Genomic DNA, 19,220 nt, shown 5'->3' with positions numbered 1-19,220 from the left:
CGCTCAGTCCTCGAACTGCCACTGAGCCCGGCGCGGCACCCGCACGGCCAGCATCGGCTTGAGCAGGGCGGCGCGGAACCGGCGCAGATCGAGCGCCTCATGCACGCCCACCGTTTCCTCGCCATCCAGACAGGTCCGCACGGCGGAGCGGCAATAGAAGGGCGCATCGAGCATCGGCTTGATCTGCCTTGGCTGATAGCCCGGATCGGCCCGCGTCTCGCGCGCCACGGCCCATAGGCTGCGGCGCATCCGCGCCTTGGGGGCTGCGTCGATCACCTGCGCGCGCCCCTGAGCATCGAAATGCACCGCCGTCGCGAGGTCGGAACCGTCAAGCCGGGTGGCATCGTAGAAACAGGTGCTGCCGCCGCGCGCGGGGTAGCGCCCCCAGGTCCAGAAGCCGAAATCCTGTTCCAGCGCGCGGGTGCCGAAATTAGCGTCGAAATAGCCATGCCCGCGCCATTGCCAGCCCCGGGTCTCCAGATCGACCTCGATATCTGCCGTGGGGCCGAAGGGGCGCCAGATATGGCTGCCATCGGGGGTGAGGGGCAGTTCCACCTGTGTCAGCGCCGTGGGTGTGACGGTGATCCGTCCGCGCACGCGGGACACCATCGGTGGCGCGCCGATCTCGTTCACGTCGATCACCAGCCGGTCGCCCTGCCACCGCATCGAGGAGGGTCCGACGGTCAGGCAGTCGCGGCTCTGGCGCAGGGCGCTTTCGCCCCGGTCGGTCATGGTAAAGCGACCGCCGGGGCCATAGGTGGCCACGTTGATGCAGACATGGTTCGCCGGGCGTTTGCGCCCCGACCACGCATACCACGGCGAGAACACCGAGCCGATGAAGCCGATCACGCTGATCGCGCGGCTACCGTCGTCGCTCAGGCCGTCGACATACCACCAGGCATAGCCGTTCTCGGGCACGTCGAGGTCGAAATTCGGTCGCTCAAGATCGCCTCGGCCGCATGCCGCGCGGAGAGGGTCGCCATCGGCACACCCGCCCCCGGATGCGCCCCGCCCCCCGCCAGATAGAGCCCCTTCACCTGCGTCCGCGCCGTCGGCCGCTGAAAGGCCGCGAACATGCCCTGCGGGCTCTGCCCGTAGAGTGCGCCGAGTGTCGTGGGAAAGAGTTTCTCGAAGGTCTGCGGGGTGCTCAGGCACTCCGGCCCCGGCGCGGGATCGAAGCGCAGCCCGAAACGGCGCAGCATCTGGAAGGTGCGTGTCTGACATGCGTGGATATCCTCTGATTGGGCAAGGCCGGGGCGCAGGGGCGGCGCGTTGGCGATGATCTCGAAGCGTTCGATCTCTGGCGGCGACGCGGGCAAACCGCGATCCTGCGCGCAGACATAGAGCGTGGGGTCATGCAGGCGGGTGCCGTTGGCGAGGGCGTCGAATTCGGCCTGCGCGTCCTCGCGGAAAAACACGTTGTGATGGGCGAGATCGGGGCCGTGCGGGGTGGCGGCAAAGGCCCAGACATCCGCCGAGAGCGAGCGCGCGGCACGGGCGGTCTGCGGGGCCACGCGCGCCACATCCGGCCCGAGCGCGCCGGTGGCAAGCGCGCGGGGGTCGCCGTTGAAGAGCACCGCCTGTGCGGCCATCGCCGAGCCGTCTGCCAGCACCACCTGCGCGGCGCGTCCCTCTTCCGTCTCGATTTGCGCGACATGGGCGTTGTAGTGGAACACCGCGCCATGTTTGACGGCCAGATCGGCGAGCGCCTGCGCAAGCTGCGTCATGCCGCCCTCGACCACCCAGACCCCCGCCGCCTCGGCCTCCCAGATCAGCGCGAGCAGTGCGGGCACCTTGTCCGGCGCGCCGCCGACATAGGTGGCGTAGCGCCCGAACAGCTGCGCAAGGCGCGGGTCGTCGAAGCTGCGCCGGAGCATCCCCGCGAGCGACGAAGCGGGGGCCATTGCGCGTATCAGATGCGGGTGTCGTGCCACATGCGCGATCAGCCGCGCGGGCGATGGCGTGGCAGACTGCATCACCGGGCCGTCGAACCCGTCGAACAGCGTCCTCGCGCGCGCGCAGAAGCGGCGGAACTGCGCCTCGCCACGGGACCCTGCGAAATCGCGCACCGCCGCCGCGCTGCGCTCGTGGTCGGCATAGAGGTCGAGCGTGCTGCCATCGGGCCAGAAATGCCGCGCCAGCACGTCTTGCCGATGCAGGGTCACGTGATCCTCCAGCCGGGTGCCAAGCTGCGCGAAGAGATCGTCAAAGACGGCGCGCATGGTCAGCACGGTGGGCCCGGTATTCACCGGACCGGCGCGCGAGGGCAGGGCGCGGATCTTGCCGCCGGGGGCGGCGTGGCGCTCCAGCACCGTGACCGGGAGCCGTGCCTGCGCCAGCCGCGCCGCCGCCGCAAGCCCGGCCACGCCCGCGCCCACGACGATCACGGGCGGGGTGCTGTGCTCCGGGAAATTTCTTTTGCTCATGGGGCGATTGTTGACTCGAATGCGCAATGTGTCCAGTATGATTTACACATGATATGTCATACATTAGTGACATACGCAGAGCGAAGGAGGCTTGCATGCCACTCAGCGACCGGATCGACAGCGCGTTGCGCGATGCCATCAGGCGGGGTCAGGGCGGGCTTGCCCCGCGCCAACTGGCCTCGGCGCTCGACTACGCCACAACGCCCGGCGGCGCGCGTATCCGGCCGACGATCCTGGTCTCTGTCGCGATGGCCTGCGGCGACGATCGCCCCGCGCTCACCGATCGGGCAGCGGCGGCGCTGGAACTTATTCACTGCGCGAGCCTCGTGCATGACGATCTGCCCTGTTTCGATGATGCCGATCTGCGGCGCGGCAAGCCGTCCGTGCATCGCGCCTATTCCGAGCCGCTGGCGGTGCTGACCGGCGACAGCCTGATCGTGATGGCCTTCGACGTGCTGTCGCGCGCCGACGCGGACGATGCGGCCCGTGCGCTCGGGCTGATCCGCGCGCTCTCGGACCGGACCGGCATGCCCAACGGCATCTGCGCCGGGCAGGGATGGGAGAGCGAGCCCGAAATCGATCTGCGCGCCTATCACCGCTCCAAGACCGGGGCGCTGTTCATGGCCGCGACCGAGATGGGGGCGCTGTCGGCGGGGCATGCGCCCGAGAACTGGACCGATCTGGGCGCGCTGATCGGCGAGGCCTTTCAGGTTGCCGACGATCTGCGCGATGCGCTGCTCGATGAGGCGAGCCTTGGCAAGCCGGTGGGACAGGATGATCTCCACGGGCGGCCCAATGCGGTTGCGGAACTGGGCGTCGAGGGTGCGATGGCGCGGTTGGGTGATATTCTGGCCGGGGCCATTGCCTCGATTCCCTCCTGCCCCGGTGAGGCGGCGCTCGCGCAGATGGTGCGCAAGCAGGCGCAACAGATCATGCCCAAGGTGCCCACACGCGCCCGAAGCTCGGTCTGAGCCGCATGGCGGTGCAGGACGCAGCCCCCGCCCCGCGTCGCCCGCGCGCGGGGCTCATCGCGCGGCTGCTTGCCAATCCCGGATTCCAGAGCCTTGCCAGTCGGTTACCATTCAGCCGGGGGATTGCCCGCAGCGACGGTGCGGCGCTCTTTGATGTCGTGCAGGGCTTCGTGCAATCGCAGGTTCTGTTCGCGCTGATCGAGCTGGATATCCTGCGCCGTCTCTTCAATCTCGGCCCGCAAACGCCCGAGGGGCTGGCCCGCGCCACCGCCATCCCTGCTGACCGGATGGCGCATCTGTTGCAGGCGGGGGCGGCGCTCGAGTTGCTGAAGCGTCGGCGCGACGGGCGGTTTGCACTGGCCCGGCGCGGGGCGGCCTTGCTGGGGGTGCCGGGGCTGGAGGCGATGATTCGCCACCACCGGGCGTTCTATGCCGACATGGCTGATCCGGTCGCGCTTTTGCGTGGCGAGGGGGAGACGGAACTCGCGCGGTTCTGGCCTTACGTGTTTGGCACCGGCGGCGACATCGCCCCCGATGTGGCGGAGCGGTATTCCGACCTGATGGCGCAGAGCCAGGTTCTGGTGGCCGAGGATGTGCTGCGGATGATCCCGTTGCGCGGGGTATCTTGCCTGATGGATGTGGGCGGCGGATCGGGTGCGTTTCTGCGCGCGGTGGCGCAGCGCCATCCGCGCCTGGACCTGCAACTCTTCGATCTGCCCGAGGTGATGCCAGAGGCCACGCGCCGTATGGCCGAGGCGGGGCTGTCGGGCAGTGTCGAACTTTGCGGCGGCTCGTTCCGCGACGAGGCGCTGCCAAAAGGGGCAGATGCGATTTCGCTGATCCGCGTGCTCTATGATCATGCCGATGACACGGTGACCGACCTGCTGGCCAAGTGCCATGCCGCCCTGCCGCCCGGCGGGCGACTGATCGTGGCCGAGCCGATGTCGGGCGGGGCCCGGCCCGAGCGTGCAGGGGACGTATATTTCTCGTTCTATACCATGGCCATGGGCACCGGGCGCGTGCGCTCTGCCGCGCGGATCGCCGAGATGTGTCGCGCGGCGGGCTTTGACACCGTCACGATCCCGCGCGCGCCGCGCCCCTACATCACCGGGGCGCTGAGCTGCGTTAAGGCGGAATGACAGTATTTCAGGCAAATGTGTAACGCAAACTTGACACATAAACATGTCCGAGTAGACTGACATCATGAACCCGTATCCACCTGCTGAGTCTTTCGCGCAGGAAACGGGCCACAGCTGGGAGGCGATCATGGAAACCCGCGCTGTCTTTTTGAACGGTCCCGAGGATCTTCATCTCGACACCCTCGCGCTCAAGGCGCCGGGCGCGGGCGATATTGTGGTCGAGATCGCCCATTCAGGGATTTCCACCGGTACCGAAAAGCTGTTCTGGAACGGCACGATGCCGCCTTTTCCGGGCATGGGCTATCCGCTGGTGCCGGGATACGAGGCCGCCGGCGAGGTGGTCGAAGCCGCACAGGGCACGGGCTATCGCCCCGGCGATCATGTGTTCGTTCCGGGCGCCGATTGCTTTGACGGGGCGTATGGGCTCTTTGGCGGCGCGGCGTCGCGTCTGGTCACCTCGGCATCGCGTGTTACTCGAATCGATTCGCAAATGGGCCCAGAGGGCGCGCTTCTGGCGCTTGCGGCCACGGCGCGGCATGCGATGGCGGGACTGGATAAGGCGGTGCCTGATCTGATCGTCGGGCACGGCGTCTTTGGCCGCCTTCTGGCGCGGCTCACCCTTGCGGCGGGCGCGCCTGCGCCGACCGTGTGGGAGACCGAGCCGGGACGGCGGGACGGCGCGCGGGGCTACGAGGTCATCGATCCGGCAGACGACCCGCGCCGCGATTATCGCACCATCTATGACGCGTCGGGCAATGCCGCGATCCTCAATGACCTGATCGGGCGCATTCAGAAGGGCGGCGAGATCGTCCTTGCCGGGTTTTACCCCGAGGCGCTCAGCTTTGCCTTTCCGCCCGCCTTCATGAAGGAGGCACGGCTGCGTGTGGCAGCCGAATGGGCGCGAGAGGACCTGGCAGCGGTGAGTTCGCTCATCGACCAGGGGGCGCTTAGCCTTGGCGGACTGATTACCCATCAGGCCCCCGCCGTAGAGGCCCCGAGCGCCTACCGCACGGCTTTCGGTGACCCCGACTGCCTGAAAATGATACTCAACTGGAAGGATGCAGCGTGAAGGACGACGTGCCGAATCTCAAGGACTTCGACCAGCGGCTGCGCGATGAGGCGCATGAAGATCTGGCCGATCTGATCACCGAGGAACCGACCTCCAAGACCCAGATCATCGCGATCTACGGCAAGGGCGGGATCGGCAAGAGCTTTACCCTCGCCAATCTCAGCCACATGATGGCCGAACAGGGCAAGCGGGTGCTGCTGATCGGCTGCGACCCGAAATCCGATACCACCTCGCTGCTCTTTGGCGGCAAGGCGTGCCCGACGATCATCGAGACCTCGACCAAGAAGAACCTTGCCGGGGAGCCGGTGAAGATCGGCGACGTGTGTTTCAAGCGCGGCGGCGTGTTTGCCATGGAACTGGGCGGCCCGGAAGTGGGCCGGGGCTGTGGCGGGCGCGGCATCATCCACGGCTTTGAACTGCTGGAGAAGCTGGGCTTTCACGACTGGGATTTCGACTACGTGCTGCTGGATTTTCTGGGCGATGTGGTCTGTGGCGGGTTCGGCCTGCCGATCGCGCGGGACATGGCGCAGAAGGTCATTCTGGTGGCGTCCAATGACCTGCAATCGCTCTATGTCGCCAATAACGTCTGCTCGGCGGTGGAGTATTTCCGCAAGCTGGGCGGCAATGTCGGTGTCGCGGGCCTTGTGATCAACAAGGACGACCATTCCGGCGAGGCGCAGGCCTTTGCCAAGGCGGTGGATATCCCGGTGCTGGCCGCCATTCCGCAGGATGACGACCTGCGCAAGAAATCCGCGAATTACCAGATTGTCGGCACATCGCAGAGCCAGTGGGGCGGGCTGTTCGCCGAACTGGCCGATGCGGTCTCCATCGCGCCGCCGGTGCGGCCCACGCCGCTTGATCAGGACGGGCTTCTGGGGCTGTTCGACAGCAAGGACACCGGCGGCGACTACGTGCTGGAGCCTGCGACGGACGAGGACATGCGCGGCAAATACGCCGCCCCCAAGGCATCGCTGGAGGTGGTTTATGACGACGCCTGAACAGCCCCGCCGCGAGACATTGACCCAGGTGCAGCGCATGCTGGCGCGCGCCCGGCCGGATCAACTGCGTCGCCTAATGGCCGATATCCATGACGCAGGCACGATCAACGACCGGGGTGAGGACACCCCCCAAAGGCGGGCGTCATGAGCGATGAAGTCACATATGACGGCACCGCCGACGCGCCTGTGATCACTGATCCCGCCGCTGAGGCTGCACCGCAGGAGGGGATGGGCTGTCATTCGGGGTCCGAGATGGAGAAGGCCGCGCGCATGGCGGGGCAGTCCGAATTGCTCGACCAATATGCCAAGGACTATCCCAAGGGGCCGCATGATCAGCCGCAAAGCATGTGTCCCGCCTTCGGCTCGCTTCGTGTGGGCTTGCGGATGAAACGGGTGGCGACGGTGCTGAGCGGGTCGGCCTGCTGCGTCTACGGCCTGACGTTTGTCTCGCATTTCTACGGTGCGCGGCGCTCGGTCGGCTATGTGCCGTTCAATTCGGAGACGCTGGTCACTGGCAAGCTCTTTGAGGATATCCGCGAGAGCGTGCATGAGATGGCGGACCCGGACCGGTTCGATGCCATCGTTGTGACCAATCTCTGCGTGCCCACGGCGAGCGGTGTGCCGCTGCGCCTTTTGCCGAATGAAATCAACGGGGTGCGTGTTGTCGGCATCGACGTGCCGGGATTTGGTATTCCCACCCATGCCGAGGCCAAGGATGTGCTGGCGGGGGCGATGCTGAATTATGCGCGGCAGGAGGTCGAGGCGGGGCCGGTGGCGGCGCCGGAATCGGGCGTGTCGGATCGGCCTACGGTTACCCTTCTGGGCGAGATGTTTCCGGCTGATCCGATGATGATCGGCGCGATGCTGGCGCCGATGGGGTTGGCGGCCGGGCCGGTGGTGCCGTGCCGTGAATGGCGTGAGCTTTATGCGGCGCTGGATTGCGGGGCGGTGGCGGCGGTTCATCCGTTCTACACGGCTGCTGTGCGCGAGTTCGAGGCCGCCGGTCGGCCCATCGTGGGCTCTGCGCCGGTGGGCCATGATGGCACCTCTGAGTGGTTGAAGAACATCGGGCAAGCGTTTGGTTTGTCAGAGGAAAAGATTGCCGCTGCGCAGAACGCTTTCCTGCCAGCGATCCGTGAGGGGCTGGCCAATTCGCCCATCGAGGGGCGCATCACGCTGTCGGGGTATGAAGGTAGCGAATTGCTCGTTGCGCGGCTCTTGATCGAGAGCGGGGCGGAGGTGCCGTATGTGGGCACCGCCTGTCCCAAGACGCCCTGGTCGGCGGCGGATGCCGAATGGCTGACGTCGCGCGGTGTGACGGTGAAATTCCGGGCCTCTCTGGAGGATGATTGCGCCGCGATGGAAGGGCTGGAACCGGACCTTGCCATCGGCACGACGCCTGTTGTGCAAAAGGCAAAAGAAAAAGGTATTCCAAGCCTTTACTTCACGAACCTCATGTCGGCGCGCCCCCTGATGGGCCCCGCAGGGCCGGGTAGTCTGGCCGAGGTGGTCAATGCCGCCATGGGCAACAAGGACCGCATGGGAAAGATGCGTGCGTTCTTCGAGGGCGTGGGCACCGGCGACACCGCGGGTGTCTGGGAAGGCGATCCGAATATCCGCGAGGATTTCCGGGCGACCAACCTAAAGAAGATCGAAAAGAAGGCCCGCGCGGCCAAAGCGCAGGAGATGATCTGATGCGCGGGATGGCTCAACATATCGCTGTATGTATCGCGTCGGTATCACGTCGGTATTGCGTCGGTGCGCGGCAAGGCGGTGCGCCATGCTGATTCAGGACCATGATCGCGCGGGCGGATACTGGGGGGCGGTCTATGCCTTCTGCGCCGTCAAGGGATTGCAGGTGGTGATCGACGGTCCCGTGGGCTGCGAGAACCTGCCGGTCACATCCGTCCTGCACTATACAGACGCGCTGCCGCCGCATGAGTTGCCCATCGTGGTTACCGGCCTCGGTGAGGGCGAAATGGGTTCGGGCACCGAAGAGGCGATGAAACGCGCCTGGGGCACGCTCGACCCGGCGCTGCCTGCCGTGGTCGTCACCGGCTCGATTGCCGAGATGATCGGCGGGGGGGTGACGCCGCAGGGCACCAACATTCAGCGGTTCCTGCCGCGCACCATCGACGAGGATCAATGGCAGGCCGCCGACCGGGCGATGACCTGGCTGTTCACCGAATGGGGCATGACCAAGGGGCGCATGCCGCCCGAGAAGAAGCGCGAGGAGTGCAGTTTGCCCCGCGTCAATATCCTCGGGCCGATGTACGGCACGTTCAACATGCCCTCGGACCTGGCCGAGATCCGGCGTCTGGTCGAAGGCCTCGGGGCTGAGGTCAACATGGTGATGCCGATGGGCGCGCATCTCGCGGAGATGCGCAACCTGGTGAACGCCGATGCGAATATCGTGATGTATCGTGAGTTTGGCCGCGGTCTGGCCGAGGTTCTGGGCAAGCCCTATCTGCAAGCGCCGATTGGTGTCGAGTCGACTACGTTGTTCTTGCGTAAACTCGGCGAGATGCTGGGGCTTGACCCGGAACCGTTCATTGCCCGTGAGAAGCATTCCACGCTGAAGCCGGTCTGGGATCTGTGGCGCAGCGTCACGCAGGATTTCTTTGCCACCGCGAATTTCGGGATCGTCGCGGGCGAGACCTATGCGCGCGGGATTCGCAACTACCTCGAAGGTGATCTGGGACTGCCCTGCGCCTTTGCGGTGGCGCGGTGCGCGGGCACCAAGACGAACAATGAAGAAGTGCGATCGCTGGTGCATAACAAGCGCCCGCTGATCCTGATGGGGTCGATCAACGAGAAAATGTATCTCGCCGAGATGCAGGCCGGGCATGGCCCGCGCCCGACCTTCATTCCCGCATCCTTTCCCGGTGCCGCCATCCGGCGCGCCACGGGCACGCCGATGATGGGCTATGCCGGGGCCACGTATCTGTTGCAGGAGGTGTGCAACGGGCTATTCGATGCGCTGTTCCACATCCTGCCCCTCGGGTCCGAGATGGACGCCGGATCGGCCACGCCGACGCAGCTGCGCCGCGATTTTCCGTGGGATTCGGATGCCGCGCGCGAGCTGGAGCGGATCGTGTCCAGCCATCCCGTGCTTACCCGTATTTCCGCCGCCAAGACACTGCGCGATGCCGCCGAGGAGGCAGCACTGCGTCAGGGCGACGAACGTGTCGTTCTGGAGACCATCCAGGCGTTTTCCACACTTCCGACAGCATCCGACAAGGAGGATCTGACCGATGACTGACATGACATCCAACCCGCCGCAGCGGAGCCGCGCGGGACGCCCGCGCAGCGCGGAATACCATGTGTATTTCTTCTGCATCTTCTTTGTCGCCATCCCCTTCGCAACCCTGCGTTGGATGCGCGACGTGATCCGTCACCGCACCCTCAACTTGCGCGGCCCGCTGGCGCGCGCATGGCTAGAGGCGGACCGGGTGACGCCAATGATTTTCTCGGTCTGAGCCGTAATGGCCCATGACCGAGACACGAGCTGCCTGCCCGGCAACGGGTGGACAGAAACCTGAGGGACCACGAAGGGCCCAAAGGACCCGGCCGCGGGGAACGCGGCGTCAGCATAACATTCCGGAGGAAAGTTCATGGCTGATAAATCCGACCTGTCCTTCACAGGTCTCACAGACGAGCAGGCCCAGGAGCTGCATTCTGTCTATATGAGCGGCCTTTGGCTGTTCTCGGCAATTGCAGTGGTTGCACATATCGCAACCTTCATCTGGTTCCCGTGGTTCTGAAGAAAGGGGTTAGAAAATGGCTAAGTTTTACAAGATCTGGCTGATCTTCGACCCCCGCCGCGTTTTCGTGGCGCAGGGCGTATTCCTGTTTCTGCTGGCGGTGATGATTCACCTCGTGCTTCTGAGCACCGACGGTTTCAACTGGCTTGAAATCGCGACTGCCAAGTACGGCGGGTGATCACGCTGTTCTAAAGCCCGCTGCGGGCGCGGCCCGGTGCATCGCCCGCAGCTATCAAGATCAAAATAAACTGGCCTCTCGGGCGGATTCCGCTCCCGTGGCCGAACGCGGAGACTTAAGACGATGGCTTTGCTCAGTTTCGAACGCAAATACCGGGTCCGCGGGGGGACGCTCGTTGGCGGCGATCTGTTCGACTTCTGGGTCGGACCTTTCTATGTCGGCTTTTTCGGGGTCACGACGGCCTTTTTCGCCCTCCTTGGGACCATCCTGATTTTCTGGGGGGCCTCGCAACAGGGCACCTTCAACCCATGGCTCATAAATATTGCGCCGCCTGACCTGAAATACGGGTTGGGCTTGGCGCCGCTGATGGACGGCGGTCTGTGGCAGATCATCACGATCTGCGCGATCGGTGCCTTTTGCAGCTGGGCGCTGCGCGAGGTGGAAATCTGCCGCAAGCTGGGTATGGGCTATCACGTGCCCTTTGCCTTCAGCGTGGCGATTTTCGCCTATGTGACGCTGGTGGTGTTCCGCCCGTTTCTGATGGGGGCCTGGGGGCACGGTTTTCCCTATGGCATCTTCAGCCATCTCGATTGGGTCAGCAACACCGGCTATGCCTATCTGCACTTCCACTACAACCCCGCGCATATGCTGGCGGTGACGTTCTTCTTCACCACGACGCTGGCGCTGGCGCTGCATGGCGGGCTGATCCTGTCGGCGGCGAACCCTGAAAAGGGCGAGGACATGAAGACGCCGGATCACGAGGACACGTTCTTTCGCGATTTCATCGGCTATTCGGTCGGCACGCTGGGGATTCACCGTGTGGGCCTGCTGCTCGCGCTCAATGCCGGGTTCTGGTCGGCCATCTGCATCATCATCTCCGGCCCGGTCTGGACCAAGGGCTGGCCCGAATGGTGGAACTGGTGGCTCGAACTGCCGATCTGGCCCTCTCAGGTAGGGATGTGACCGATGATTGAATATCAGAATATCTTCACCCAGGTGCAGGTGCAGGGCACGCCCGAGATGGGCATGGACGACACCGGTGGGCGCCTGACCGAGGAACGTGTCGGCAAGCCCGGCTTCTCGAAGCTGCTGGGCTGGCTGGGCAATGCGCAGCTGGGGCCGATCAACCTCGGGATGCTGGGGGTGTTGAGCCTTGCCAGCGGCCTGCTGTGGTTCTTCATCGTTGGCATGAACATGCTGGCGCAGGTGGGCTGGTCCTTGCCGGAGTTCCTGCGGCAATTGTTCTGGCTGGCGCTGGAGCCGCCGGGGCCGGAGCATGGGCTGTCGATGCCGCCGCTGAATGACGGGGGCTGGTATATCATCTCCTCGTTCTTCCTGCTGGTCGCGGTTCTCGCGTGGTGGGCGCGCAGCTATCAGCTCGCAGTCAGCCACAAGATGGGCAAGCACGTGTTCTGGGCGTTCGGCTCGGCGATCTGGCTGTTCCTGGTTCTGGGTCTCTTTCGCCCGGTGCTTATGGGCAGCTGGTCGGAGGCGGTGCCTTACGGGATCTTCCCGCATCTCGACTGGACCACGGCGTTCTCGATCCGCTACGGCAACCTCTATTACAACCCGTTCCACTGTCTTTCGATCGTGTTCCTCTATGGCTCGGTGCTGCTCTTTGCGATGCACGGGGCGACCATTCTGGCTGTCACCCGCTACGGCGGCGACCGGGAGCTGGAGCAGATCGTCGACCGTGGCACCGCCTCGGAGCGCGCCGCCCTCTTCTGGCGCTGGACCATGGGCTTCAACGCCACGATGGAAGGCATTCACCGGTGGGCCTGGTGGTTCGCGGTGCTGACCCCGATAACTGGCGGGATCGGTATCCTGCTCACGGGGACTGTGGTGGATAACTGGTTCATCTGGGCACAGGAGCATAATTTCGCGCCCATGTATGACGGCTCTTACGGCTACGAGGCTTACGGCTCCTACGAAGCCTTCATCGGACAGGGAGAGTGAGTCATGTTTCCAAGATGGTTTGACAAATGGAACCGCGAGAACCCCAAGGACATCTACGGCCCTGCCATTGCCATCGGGGTGATCGGGGGGGCGGTGTTCACCGCGACCATGCTGATCGCCTTCGGGCAGCCCAATGCGACGGATAGTCTGCAGACCGGCCCGCGTGGCACCGGCATGTCGCGCCCCGAGTTCAAGGTCGATCTTGCCAAGCCGGACCCGGGGATCGAGGCGTTTTTCGCCTCGACCTCCGCGCCGGTGGTGCCGCAGGGCGGTGAAGAGACGGCCGGTGCGGCGCGTGAGAACGTGCCGCCGGGGCTGGAGGGTCTGACGGTCGAGAACTATGACCGGCTGCTGGCGGCGATGCGCGAATGGACGGGCATTCCCGATCTCTTCGACGATCCGGCAAGCTATCAGACCAGCGTCGGGCATGTGATGATCGGGATGACCCAGAATCTCAACGAGGAATGGGCCGGTCACGTGATGGCCAACAAGGAGGTGGGTGTGACCTGTTACACCTGCCACCGTGGTCAGCCGGTGCCCTCGGATGTCTGGTACAAGATCAGCCCGGTAAACGAGAGCGTCGAAGGCTGGTCGGCCAATCAGAACCGTGTGACGATGCAGTCGCAATATACCTCGCTGCCCTCAGATGCGCTGGAGAAGTACCTGCTCGACGGTGAGCCGATCAATGTCCACGACCTTGAAAGCCGCGTCGCGGGTGTGCCGGGGACGGATGGTTATCCGGGCATTCAGCAGGCTGAGCGGACCTATTCGCTGATGAACTATGTCAGCAATTCGCTCGGGGTGAACTGTGTGTTCTGTCACAATTCCCGCGCCTTCTACGACGGGTCCCAAGTGACGCCGCAATGGGGCACCGAGATGCTGGGCATCCAGATGGTTCTGGAGCTGAACAACACCTACCTGGTGCCGCTCGAGGGCCTCTTGCCCGAGAACCGGCTTGGCCCGGTCTATGCCGACGCGCCGAAAGCCGCCTGCAAGACCTGCCACAAGGGCTATCAGCAGCCCCTGCAGGGCACCAACGTGATCAAGGACTGGCCGGAGCTTGCCACCACGAGTGGCGAGCCGGATTACGGCAACTGATCCAAGGCGCGGGGGCGCGGATGATTGCGCCCCCGCCGCAGAGTTTGCGCCGCCCTCGCGCGGGTGGCGATGCGCCACCGAGGAGGAGGCCGACATGACCCAAGAGACCCCCAAGACACCGCTGTTGGACCGGATCGCCGGGCCGTCTGACCTTCGGCAGATGCCGGATGACAAGCTGGCCCTGTTGGCAGACGAGTTGCGCGCCGAGGTGATTTCGGCCGTCTCCGAGACCGGCGGGCATCTTGGGTCGAGCCTTGGGGTGGTGGAGTTGAGCGTGGCGATTCACGCGGTCTTCAACACGCCGATGGACAAGCTGGTGTGGGACGTGGGCCATCAATGTTATCCGCACAAGATACTGACCGGGCGGCGCGACCGTATCCGCACCCTGCGGCAGAAGGACGGGTTGAGCGGGTTCACCAAGCGGTCGGAGAGCCAGCATGACCCGTTCGGGGCTGCGCATAGCTCAACCTCGATCAGTGCCGCCCTTGGCTTTGCCGTGGGCCGCGACATGGGGCAGGCCACGGGCGACGCCATTGCCGTGATCGGCGACGGGGCGATCAGCGCGGGCATGGCCTATGAGGCGCTGAACAACGCAGGCGCCGAGGGGCGGCGGCTGTTCGTGATTTTGAATGACAACGAGATGAGCATCGCGCCGCCGGTGGGCGCGATGTCGTCCTATCTGAGCCGGATGTATGCCAGCGAGCCTTTGGCGCGCGTGGCGTCATTGGCCGAAGGGTTCGAGGCCGCATTGCCTGCGCCGATGCGCGACGGCGCGCGGCGGGCGCGGCAGTTGGTGACGGGGCTCACGGGCTCGGGCACGCTCTTCGAGGAGTTGGGGTTTCAATATGTCGGCCCGATTGACGGGCATGACATGGGGCAATTGCTGGCGGTGCTGCGCGCCGCGCGGACGCGGGCGACGGGGCCGGTGCTCATCCATTGCTGCACGGTCAAGGGCAAGGGCTATGCCCCCGCCGAGGATGCCGCCGACAAGGGGCATGGCGTGTCGAAATTCGACCCCATGACCGGGGCGCAGGCGAAATCTTCGGGCGGTGCGCCGTCTTACACCTCGGTGTTCGGGCAGGCGCTGACCGATGAGGCGGCGCGCGATGAGCGCGTGGTCGCCGTGACGGCGGCGATGCCGGACGGCACCGGCGTGTCGAAAATGGCTGAGCGGTTTCCGGGCCGGGTGTTTGATGTGGGGATCGCCGAACAGCATGCGGTGACCTTTGCGGCGGGCATGGCGGCGAGCGGACTGCGGCCTTTTTGCGCGATCTATTCGACGTTTCTGCAACGTGCCTATGACCAGGTGGTGCATGACGTGGCCTTGCAAGGTCTGCCGGTGCGGTTTGCGATTGACCGGGCCGGGCTGGTGGGCGCGGATGGCGCGACCCATGCCGGAGCGTTTGACATTGGCTATCTGAGTAACCTGCCGGGAATGACGGTGATGGCGGCCTCGGACGAGGCGGAACTGGTGCATATGGTCGCTACGGCGGCGGCGCATGACGCAGGCCCGATTGCCTTTCGCTATCCGCGCGGGGCAGGCACCGGCGCGGCACTGCCCGAACGGGGCAGGGTGATGGAGATCGGCAAGGGCCGGGTGATCGAGGAAGGCACGGATGTGGCGATCCTGAGTTTCGGCGCGCATCTTTTTGAGTGTCAGGTGGCGGCCGACATGCTGGTTGAGGAGGGGATTTCGGTGACGGTGGCGGATGCGCGCTTTGCCAAGCCGCTCGATACCGATCTTCTGATGCAGCTTGTGCGGCATCACCGGGCGCTGATCACCGTCGAGCAAGGCGTGATGGGCGGGTTCGGCTCCATCGTGATGCACGAGCTGGCGGCGCGCGGGGCGTTCGACCGGGGGCTGGCGATCCGCAATATCTGTCTGCCGGATCGGTATATAGATCAGGCGAGCCCGGCGCAGATGTACGCGGATGCGGGCATGACGGCGGGCGATATCGCGGCGACGATCCGACAGGTGGCGGTGCCGGGCCAGGCACAGGTTGTGCCGCTGCGCGGGGTGTGACGGGGTAGGTTTTGGGATGGCGCGGGCTTTGATTTGAAGCACCCGCGCGATACGCGCCCCAACGGGCCGCGAGCCACGGCGGCAAGCCCGAGATCGAGGCGTTTGATCTGAGCCATATCCTGAAGGCCCAGGACATGGCCGCCAAGGGGCAGTTGGCCGGCACGCCCTATATTCAGTTCGTGATGGGCGTGACGCCGAGGCCATGGCGAGGAATTCCTTGCCCTGACATGGACATATCGGCATCAGATCGCGCAAACCCTTCAGTTTGCGATTGAAACCGAGAGACCCTTTATCGTTTATACCTGTCGAGTGCCATCGCCCATGAGAGGGTCATACATGAGTCTCGACCAGATCTTCGTTCTCGCGCTTGTCGGCGTGGTTTTCCTGAGCTTCTTCAAGGAGATCTATCCGCCCGAGGTCACCGCGCTGGCGGCCTCGGCGGCACTGTTGGCGACGGGCATCATCGAGACAGGCGATTTTCTAACGGTGTTCAGCTCCTCCGCGCCGATCACCATCGCGATGATGTTCATCATCTCGGCGGCGCTGGAACGCACCGGGGTGCTGACGATCATCGGCGATGTCCTGAAACGGCAGGCGCGAGGATCGTACCTGCGGGCGATGCTGTTGATGATGGCGGGCACGATGGGGGCCTCGGCGTTCATGAACAACACGCCGGTGGTGATCCTGCTCACGCCGATCATGATCTCGGTCGGGGCCTCGATCGGGGTGGCCCCGTCGCGGCTTTTGATTCCGCTGTCGTTCTCGGCGATCTTCGGAGGCACGCTGACCCTGGTCGGCACCTCGACCAACATCCTGATGAGCGGCGTCGCACAGGAGGCCGGGCAGCCGATGATCACCATGTTCGAGATGACGCTGCCGGGGTTGATCTTTGCCACGACGGGCATGCTCTACATGGTCTTTGCGGGTCGGTTTCTGCTGCCCGATCGCGCGTCCTTGTCGGGGCTTTTGGGACAGGAAGGCAAGCGCAGGTTCCTGGCCCGCCTGCTGATCCCGAACGGATCGAAATATGTCGGCGAGCGGCTGTCGGACCTGCCGTTCAACACGGCCGAGACGCGGATCCTCGACGTGGTGCGCGGCGAGGTCTCGATGCGCCGCACGATGAAGGATCTGGTGCTGGAGGTCGGTGACCGGCTGGTTCTCAAGACCGGCACCGGTGAGATCCTCGGCCTCAAGGAGGACGGGCAGATCGCCTTTCGGGACCGCGACGATCACGATGTCGAGCCGGTGACCGCCGATCAGACGATCACGATGGAGGCGAGTGTGGGGCCGAACTCGCATCTGCGCGGACGGCCGATCAAGGATCTCAAGCTGCGCCGGAAATATGGCGTCTATCTCATGGCCGTGCATCGGCAGGAGCAGAATATCAGCCAGGAATTGCAGGACCTGCGCCTGCAATTCGCCGACACGTTGCTGCTGGAAGGGCCACCCGAGGGGTTGCAGCGGATGATGGAGGATGGCGGCATCGTCAACCTGTCCGCGCCCACCGAGCGCCCGCAGCGGCGCGCCAAGGCCCCGATTGCGATTGCGACGATCTTTGGTGTGATGGGGCTGGCCGCACTCGGCATCATGCCGATTGCGGGCCTTGCGGTGATCGGGGCGGTGGTGGTGATGGTGACCCGCTGCGTCGATCCCGAAGAGGCGTTCGACGCCATCGACTGGCGCATCCTGTTCCTGATCTTCGGGATGCTGGGCCTGTCGATGGGGATGGAGGCGACCGGGACCGCGCGCGTGATCGTCGAGGCGGTGGTGCATGCATCGGGCGGCGTCGGCCCGCTGGCGATCCTCGCCGCCGTCTACGTCCTTACCAATGCGCTGACCGAGATGGTGTCGAACAACGCGGTGGCGGTTCTGATCGGCCCCATCGTCATCGCGCTCGCCCTCGAGCTCGGTTTCGATCCGCGCCCGTTCATCATGGCGGTGATGTTCGCGGCCTCGGCCAGTTTCGCGACGCCCATCGGTTATCAGACCAACACGTTCGTCTACGGCGCGGGGGGCTACAAGTTCACCGACTTCATCAAGGTGGGCCTGCCGCTCAACATCCTGTTCGCCGTGGTCGCGGTGATCATCATCCCGCTGTTCTTTCCGTTCTGAAATGTGCTGTCAGGACGGGCCGGCGCACGCCCTGGCGTTGATCATCGCGGCCCCGGATGCGCCTTGCAAATCCCGTCGCAAACCGCGTCGGCCAGTTCGATGCCCTGTTTTGCGTCGGCCGAGAGCGACATCTTGGCCGTGATATGGCGATCACGTGCCATCCGAACTCTGCCGGGACCACGCGCCGCTCACAGTTCGGCCAAAGATGCCGATCCTAAATGTTTGATTTTATTGGCTCCGGCGGTAGGGATCGCTCTCCAATGCCAAAAGCCATTGATTTCAAAGGAATTTATTAGTGCGCTTTCAGTCGGTAATTGCATCGACTCTACGATGTGTACGTGATCGTGACGTACTCGAGACACGAGTTCAAGTATCAATCCGGCCTCTTGCATCAGGTGATCACCGATGCCAATACGCTTTGTTCATTGCCGGGCGCAGGTTAAGCTGCCTGGTATGGGTTATGTCACGTCTCTGTTCGCGCGGAAGATGGTTGCCGCGGCGGGCAGCGGCGTCGATGCATCCATGCTCCTTGCGGAAGCCGGGATTGACCCGGACGGTCCTTGGGAGCCCAAGGTGATGATCCCCGCCGCGACCTATTACGACATGCTTGAACGCATTGCAGCGCAGATCGACGTGACCGCTCTGCCGGTGCGCACAGGTGCATCGATGCGGCTCGATGAGTATGGCGCGCTGGGTCTCGCGTTCAAGGCGGCAACGACCCTGGGCGCGTCATATGCACGGGTGGAGCGCTACGCCCGTCTCTGGACCAGCGTGGTGGAGTACGAATTGCGCCCTGACCCGCGCGGGACACTCTTTATCCTGCATCGCCCGGGGGACCGGCGCCTTGGCATGCGGCTGTCAAACGAGGCGACGCTGGCGAGTGCTTTGGCGATTGCGCGTCAGGTCTGCCCGGTGCCCGTCGCCCCACTGGAAGTTCGCGTGCAGCACCCCGCTCCTGAGAGAGTCGACGCGCATGAGGACTGGTTCGGCTGCCCACTGCAGTTCGACGCGGACCTCGATGCGCTCCTGTTCTCGCCGGAGACGCTGGAGCAGCCGAACATCCTTGGTGACGAGGGCATTTCGAGTTATCTGGTCTCGCATCTCGATGTGGAACTGTCGCAGATCGCGGGCGATACCCCGCTCGTCAGCCAGACAAAGGACGCGATCGCCCAGTCCCTGAGCGAAGGCGCGCCGAAAATGACGGAGATCGCGCGCCGCCTCGGTCTCAGCGCGCGCTCGTTTCACCGGCGGCTCTCAGAGCACGGGATGAGCTTCCAGACCCTGACCGAGGACACAAGGCGCGACCTGGCCGAAGGATTGCTGCGCGACGAGCGCCATTCGCTGGCCGAGATTGCCTTCCTGACCGGGTTTTCCGAGCAGAGCGCCTTCACCCGCGCTTTCAAGCGTTGGGCGGGCACGACCCCGGCGAGTTACCGCAAGCTGCGCCGCCAGCCTTGAAGCGCGCCCTGGCGGCTTTGGTCAAAAA

General features: G+C 64.7%; 18 protein-coding genes and 1 pseudogene. 17 read left to right on the top strand and 2 right to left on the bottom strand.

Annotated elements, in window-relative coordinates:
* Positions 1-3 precede the first annotated feature (3 nt).
* Positions 4-879, bottom strand: coding sequence for a carotenoid 1,2-hydratase (gene crtC, locus BMX04_RS14745; protein ID WP_074787728.1), 876 nt, complete (start codon positions 877-879; stop codon positions 4-6).
* Entirely contained in the window at positions 876-2,426 is a 1,551-nt protein-coding gene (crtD, locus tag BMX04_RS14740) for a 1-hydroxycarotenoid 3,4-desaturase CrtD (protein WP_074787680.1), read from the bottom strand. Before crtD ends, crtC begins: the two co-directional genes overlap by 4 nt.
* A gap of 95 nt (positions 2,427-2,521) precedes the next feature.
* On the opposite strand from crtD, the gene BMX04_RS14735 reads away from it, so the two are divergent.
* The 17 genes and pseudogenes from BMX04_RS14735 to BMX04_RS14660 all read left to right on the top strand — a co-directional run bounded on the left by BMX04_RS14735 (position 2,522) and on the right by BMX04_RS14660 (position 19,192).
* On the top strand, positions 2,522-3,397 hold the full coding sequence (locus tag BMX04_RS14735; protein ID WP_074787679.1) for a polyprenyl synthetase family protein: 876 nt from the start codon (positions 2,522-2,524) through the stop codon (positions 3,395-3,397).
* A 5-nt stretch (positions 3,398-3,402) separates the two neighbouring features.
* Positions 3,403-4,536: a methyltransferase gene (locus tag BMX04_RS14730; protein WP_074787678.1), complete on the top strand. Its 1,134-nt coding sequence runs from the start codon at positions 3,403-3,405 to the stop codon at positions 4,534-4,536.
* Positions 4,537-4,663: 127 nt separating this feature from the next.
* Entirely contained in the window at positions 4,664-5,605 is a 942-nt protein-coding gene (gene bchC, locus BMX04_RS14725; protein ID WP_074787677.1) for a chlorophyll synthesis pathway protein BchC, read from the top strand.
* Complete coding sequence (locus tag BMX04_RS14720) at positions 5,602-6,603, top strand: chlorophyllide a reductase iron protein subunit X (protein WP_050662771.1); 1,002 nt, start codon at positions 5,602-5,604, stop codon at positions 6,601-6,603. Before bchC ends, BMX04_RS14720 begins: the two co-directional genes overlap by 4 nt.
* A complete protein-coding gene (locus tag BMX04_RS19470) occupies positions 6,590-6,751 on the top strand; it encodes a hypothetical protein (RefSeq protein WP_175477380.1) in 162 nt (53 codons plus the stop codon). Before BMX04_RS14720 ends, BMX04_RS19470 begins: the two co-directional genes overlap by 14 nt.
* Entirely contained in the window at positions 6,748-8,298 is a 1,551-nt protein-coding gene (gene bchY / locus BMX04_RS14715) for a chlorophyllide a reductase subunit Y (RefSeq protein ID WP_074787676.1), read from the top strand. The genes BMX04_RS19470 and bchY overlap by 4 nt, the downstream gene beginning before the upstream one ends.
* Positions 8,299-8,383: 85 nt before the next feature.
* Positions 8,384-9,865, top strand: a complete 1,482-nt coding sequence (bchZ, locus tag BMX04_RS14710; protein ID WP_074787675.1) for a chlorophyllide a reductase subunit Z — start codon at positions 8,384-8,386, stop codon at positions 9,863-9,865.
* The gene (gene pufQ / locus BMX04_RS14705) at positions 9,858-10,082 is read left to right on the top strand and encodes a cytochrome PufQ (protein ID WP_050662774.1); all 225 of its coding nucleotides are present in this window, start codon (positions 9,858-9,860) and stop codon (positions 10,080-10,082) included. Before bchZ ends, pufQ begins: the two co-directional genes overlap by 8 nt.
* A 135-nt stretch (positions 10,083-10,217) precedes the next feature.
* A complete protein-coding gene (pufB, locus tag BMX04_RS14700; protein WP_050662775.1) occupies positions 10,218-10,367 on the top strand; it encodes a light-harvesting antenna LH1, beta subunit in 150 nt (49 codons plus the stop codon).
* A gap of 16 nt (positions 10,368-10,383) precedes the next feature.
* Positions 10,384-10,545 carry a light-harvesting antenna LH1, alpha subunit gene (gene pufA / locus BMX04_RS14695; protein WP_050662776.1) on the top strand — a complete coding sequence of 54 codons (162 nt, stop codon included), beginning with the start codon at positions 10,384-10,386 and terminating at the stop codon, positions 10,543-10,545.
* A 123-nt stretch (positions 10,546-10,668) separates the two neighbouring features.
* Complete coding sequence (gene pufL / locus BMX04_RS14690; RefSeq protein WP_074787674.1) at positions 10,669-11,508, top strand: photosynthetic reaction center subunit L; 840 nt, start codon at positions 10,669-10,671, stop codon at positions 11,506-11,508.
* Between the two features lie 3 nt (positions 11,509-11,511).
* The gene (pufM, locus tag BMX04_RS14685) at positions 11,512-12,501 is read left to right on the top strand and encodes a photosynthetic reaction center subunit M (protein WP_074787673.1); all 990 of its coding nucleotides are present in this window, start codon (positions 11,512-11,514) and stop codon (positions 12,499-12,501) included.
* Positions 12,502-12,504: 3 nt separating this feature from the next.
* Positions 12,505-13,599, top strand: a complete 1,095-nt coding sequence (pufC, locus tag BMX04_RS14680) for a photosynthetic reaction center cytochrome PufC (protein ID WP_074787672.1) — start codon at positions 12,505-12,507, stop codon at positions 13,597-13,599.
* Positions 13,600-13,693: 94 nt separating this feature from the next.
* Entirely contained in the window at positions 13,694-15,622 is a 1,929-nt protein-coding gene (dxs, locus tag BMX04_RS14675) for a 1-deoxy-D-xylulose-5-phosphate synthase (RefSeq protein ID WP_074787671.1), read from the top strand.
* Between the two features lie 68 nt (positions 15,623-15,690).
* Positions 15,691-15,813: pseudogene (locus BMX04_RS14670) on the top strand (3-keto-5-aminohexanoate cleavage protein); the annotation flags it as partial.
* A 145-nt stretch (positions 15,814-15,958) separates the two neighbouring features.
* Positions 15,959-17,734 carry an SLC13 family permease gene (locus tag BMX04_RS14665; RefSeq protein WP_074787670.1) on the top strand — a complete coding sequence of 592 codons (1,776 nt, stop codon included), beginning with the start codon at positions 15,959-15,961 and terminating at the stop codon, positions 17,732-17,734.
* A 405-nt stretch (positions 17,735-18,139) separates the two neighbouring features.
* Positions 18,140-19,192, top strand: a complete 1,053-nt coding sequence (locus BMX04_RS14660) for an AraC family transcriptional regulator (protein WP_338101072.1) — start codon at positions 18,140-18,142, stop codon at positions 19,190-19,192.
* The last annotated feature ends 28 nt before the right edge of the window (positions 19,193-19,220 follow it).

Source organism: Roseovarius tolerans (assembly GCF_900109855.1).
GTDB lineage: Bacteria > Pseudomonadota > Alphaproteobacteria > Rhodobacterales > Rhodobacteraceae > Roseovarius > Roseovarius tolerans.
Note: the sequence above shows the minus strand (reverse complement) of the source record. Positions and strands in the feature narration are given on the sequence as shown.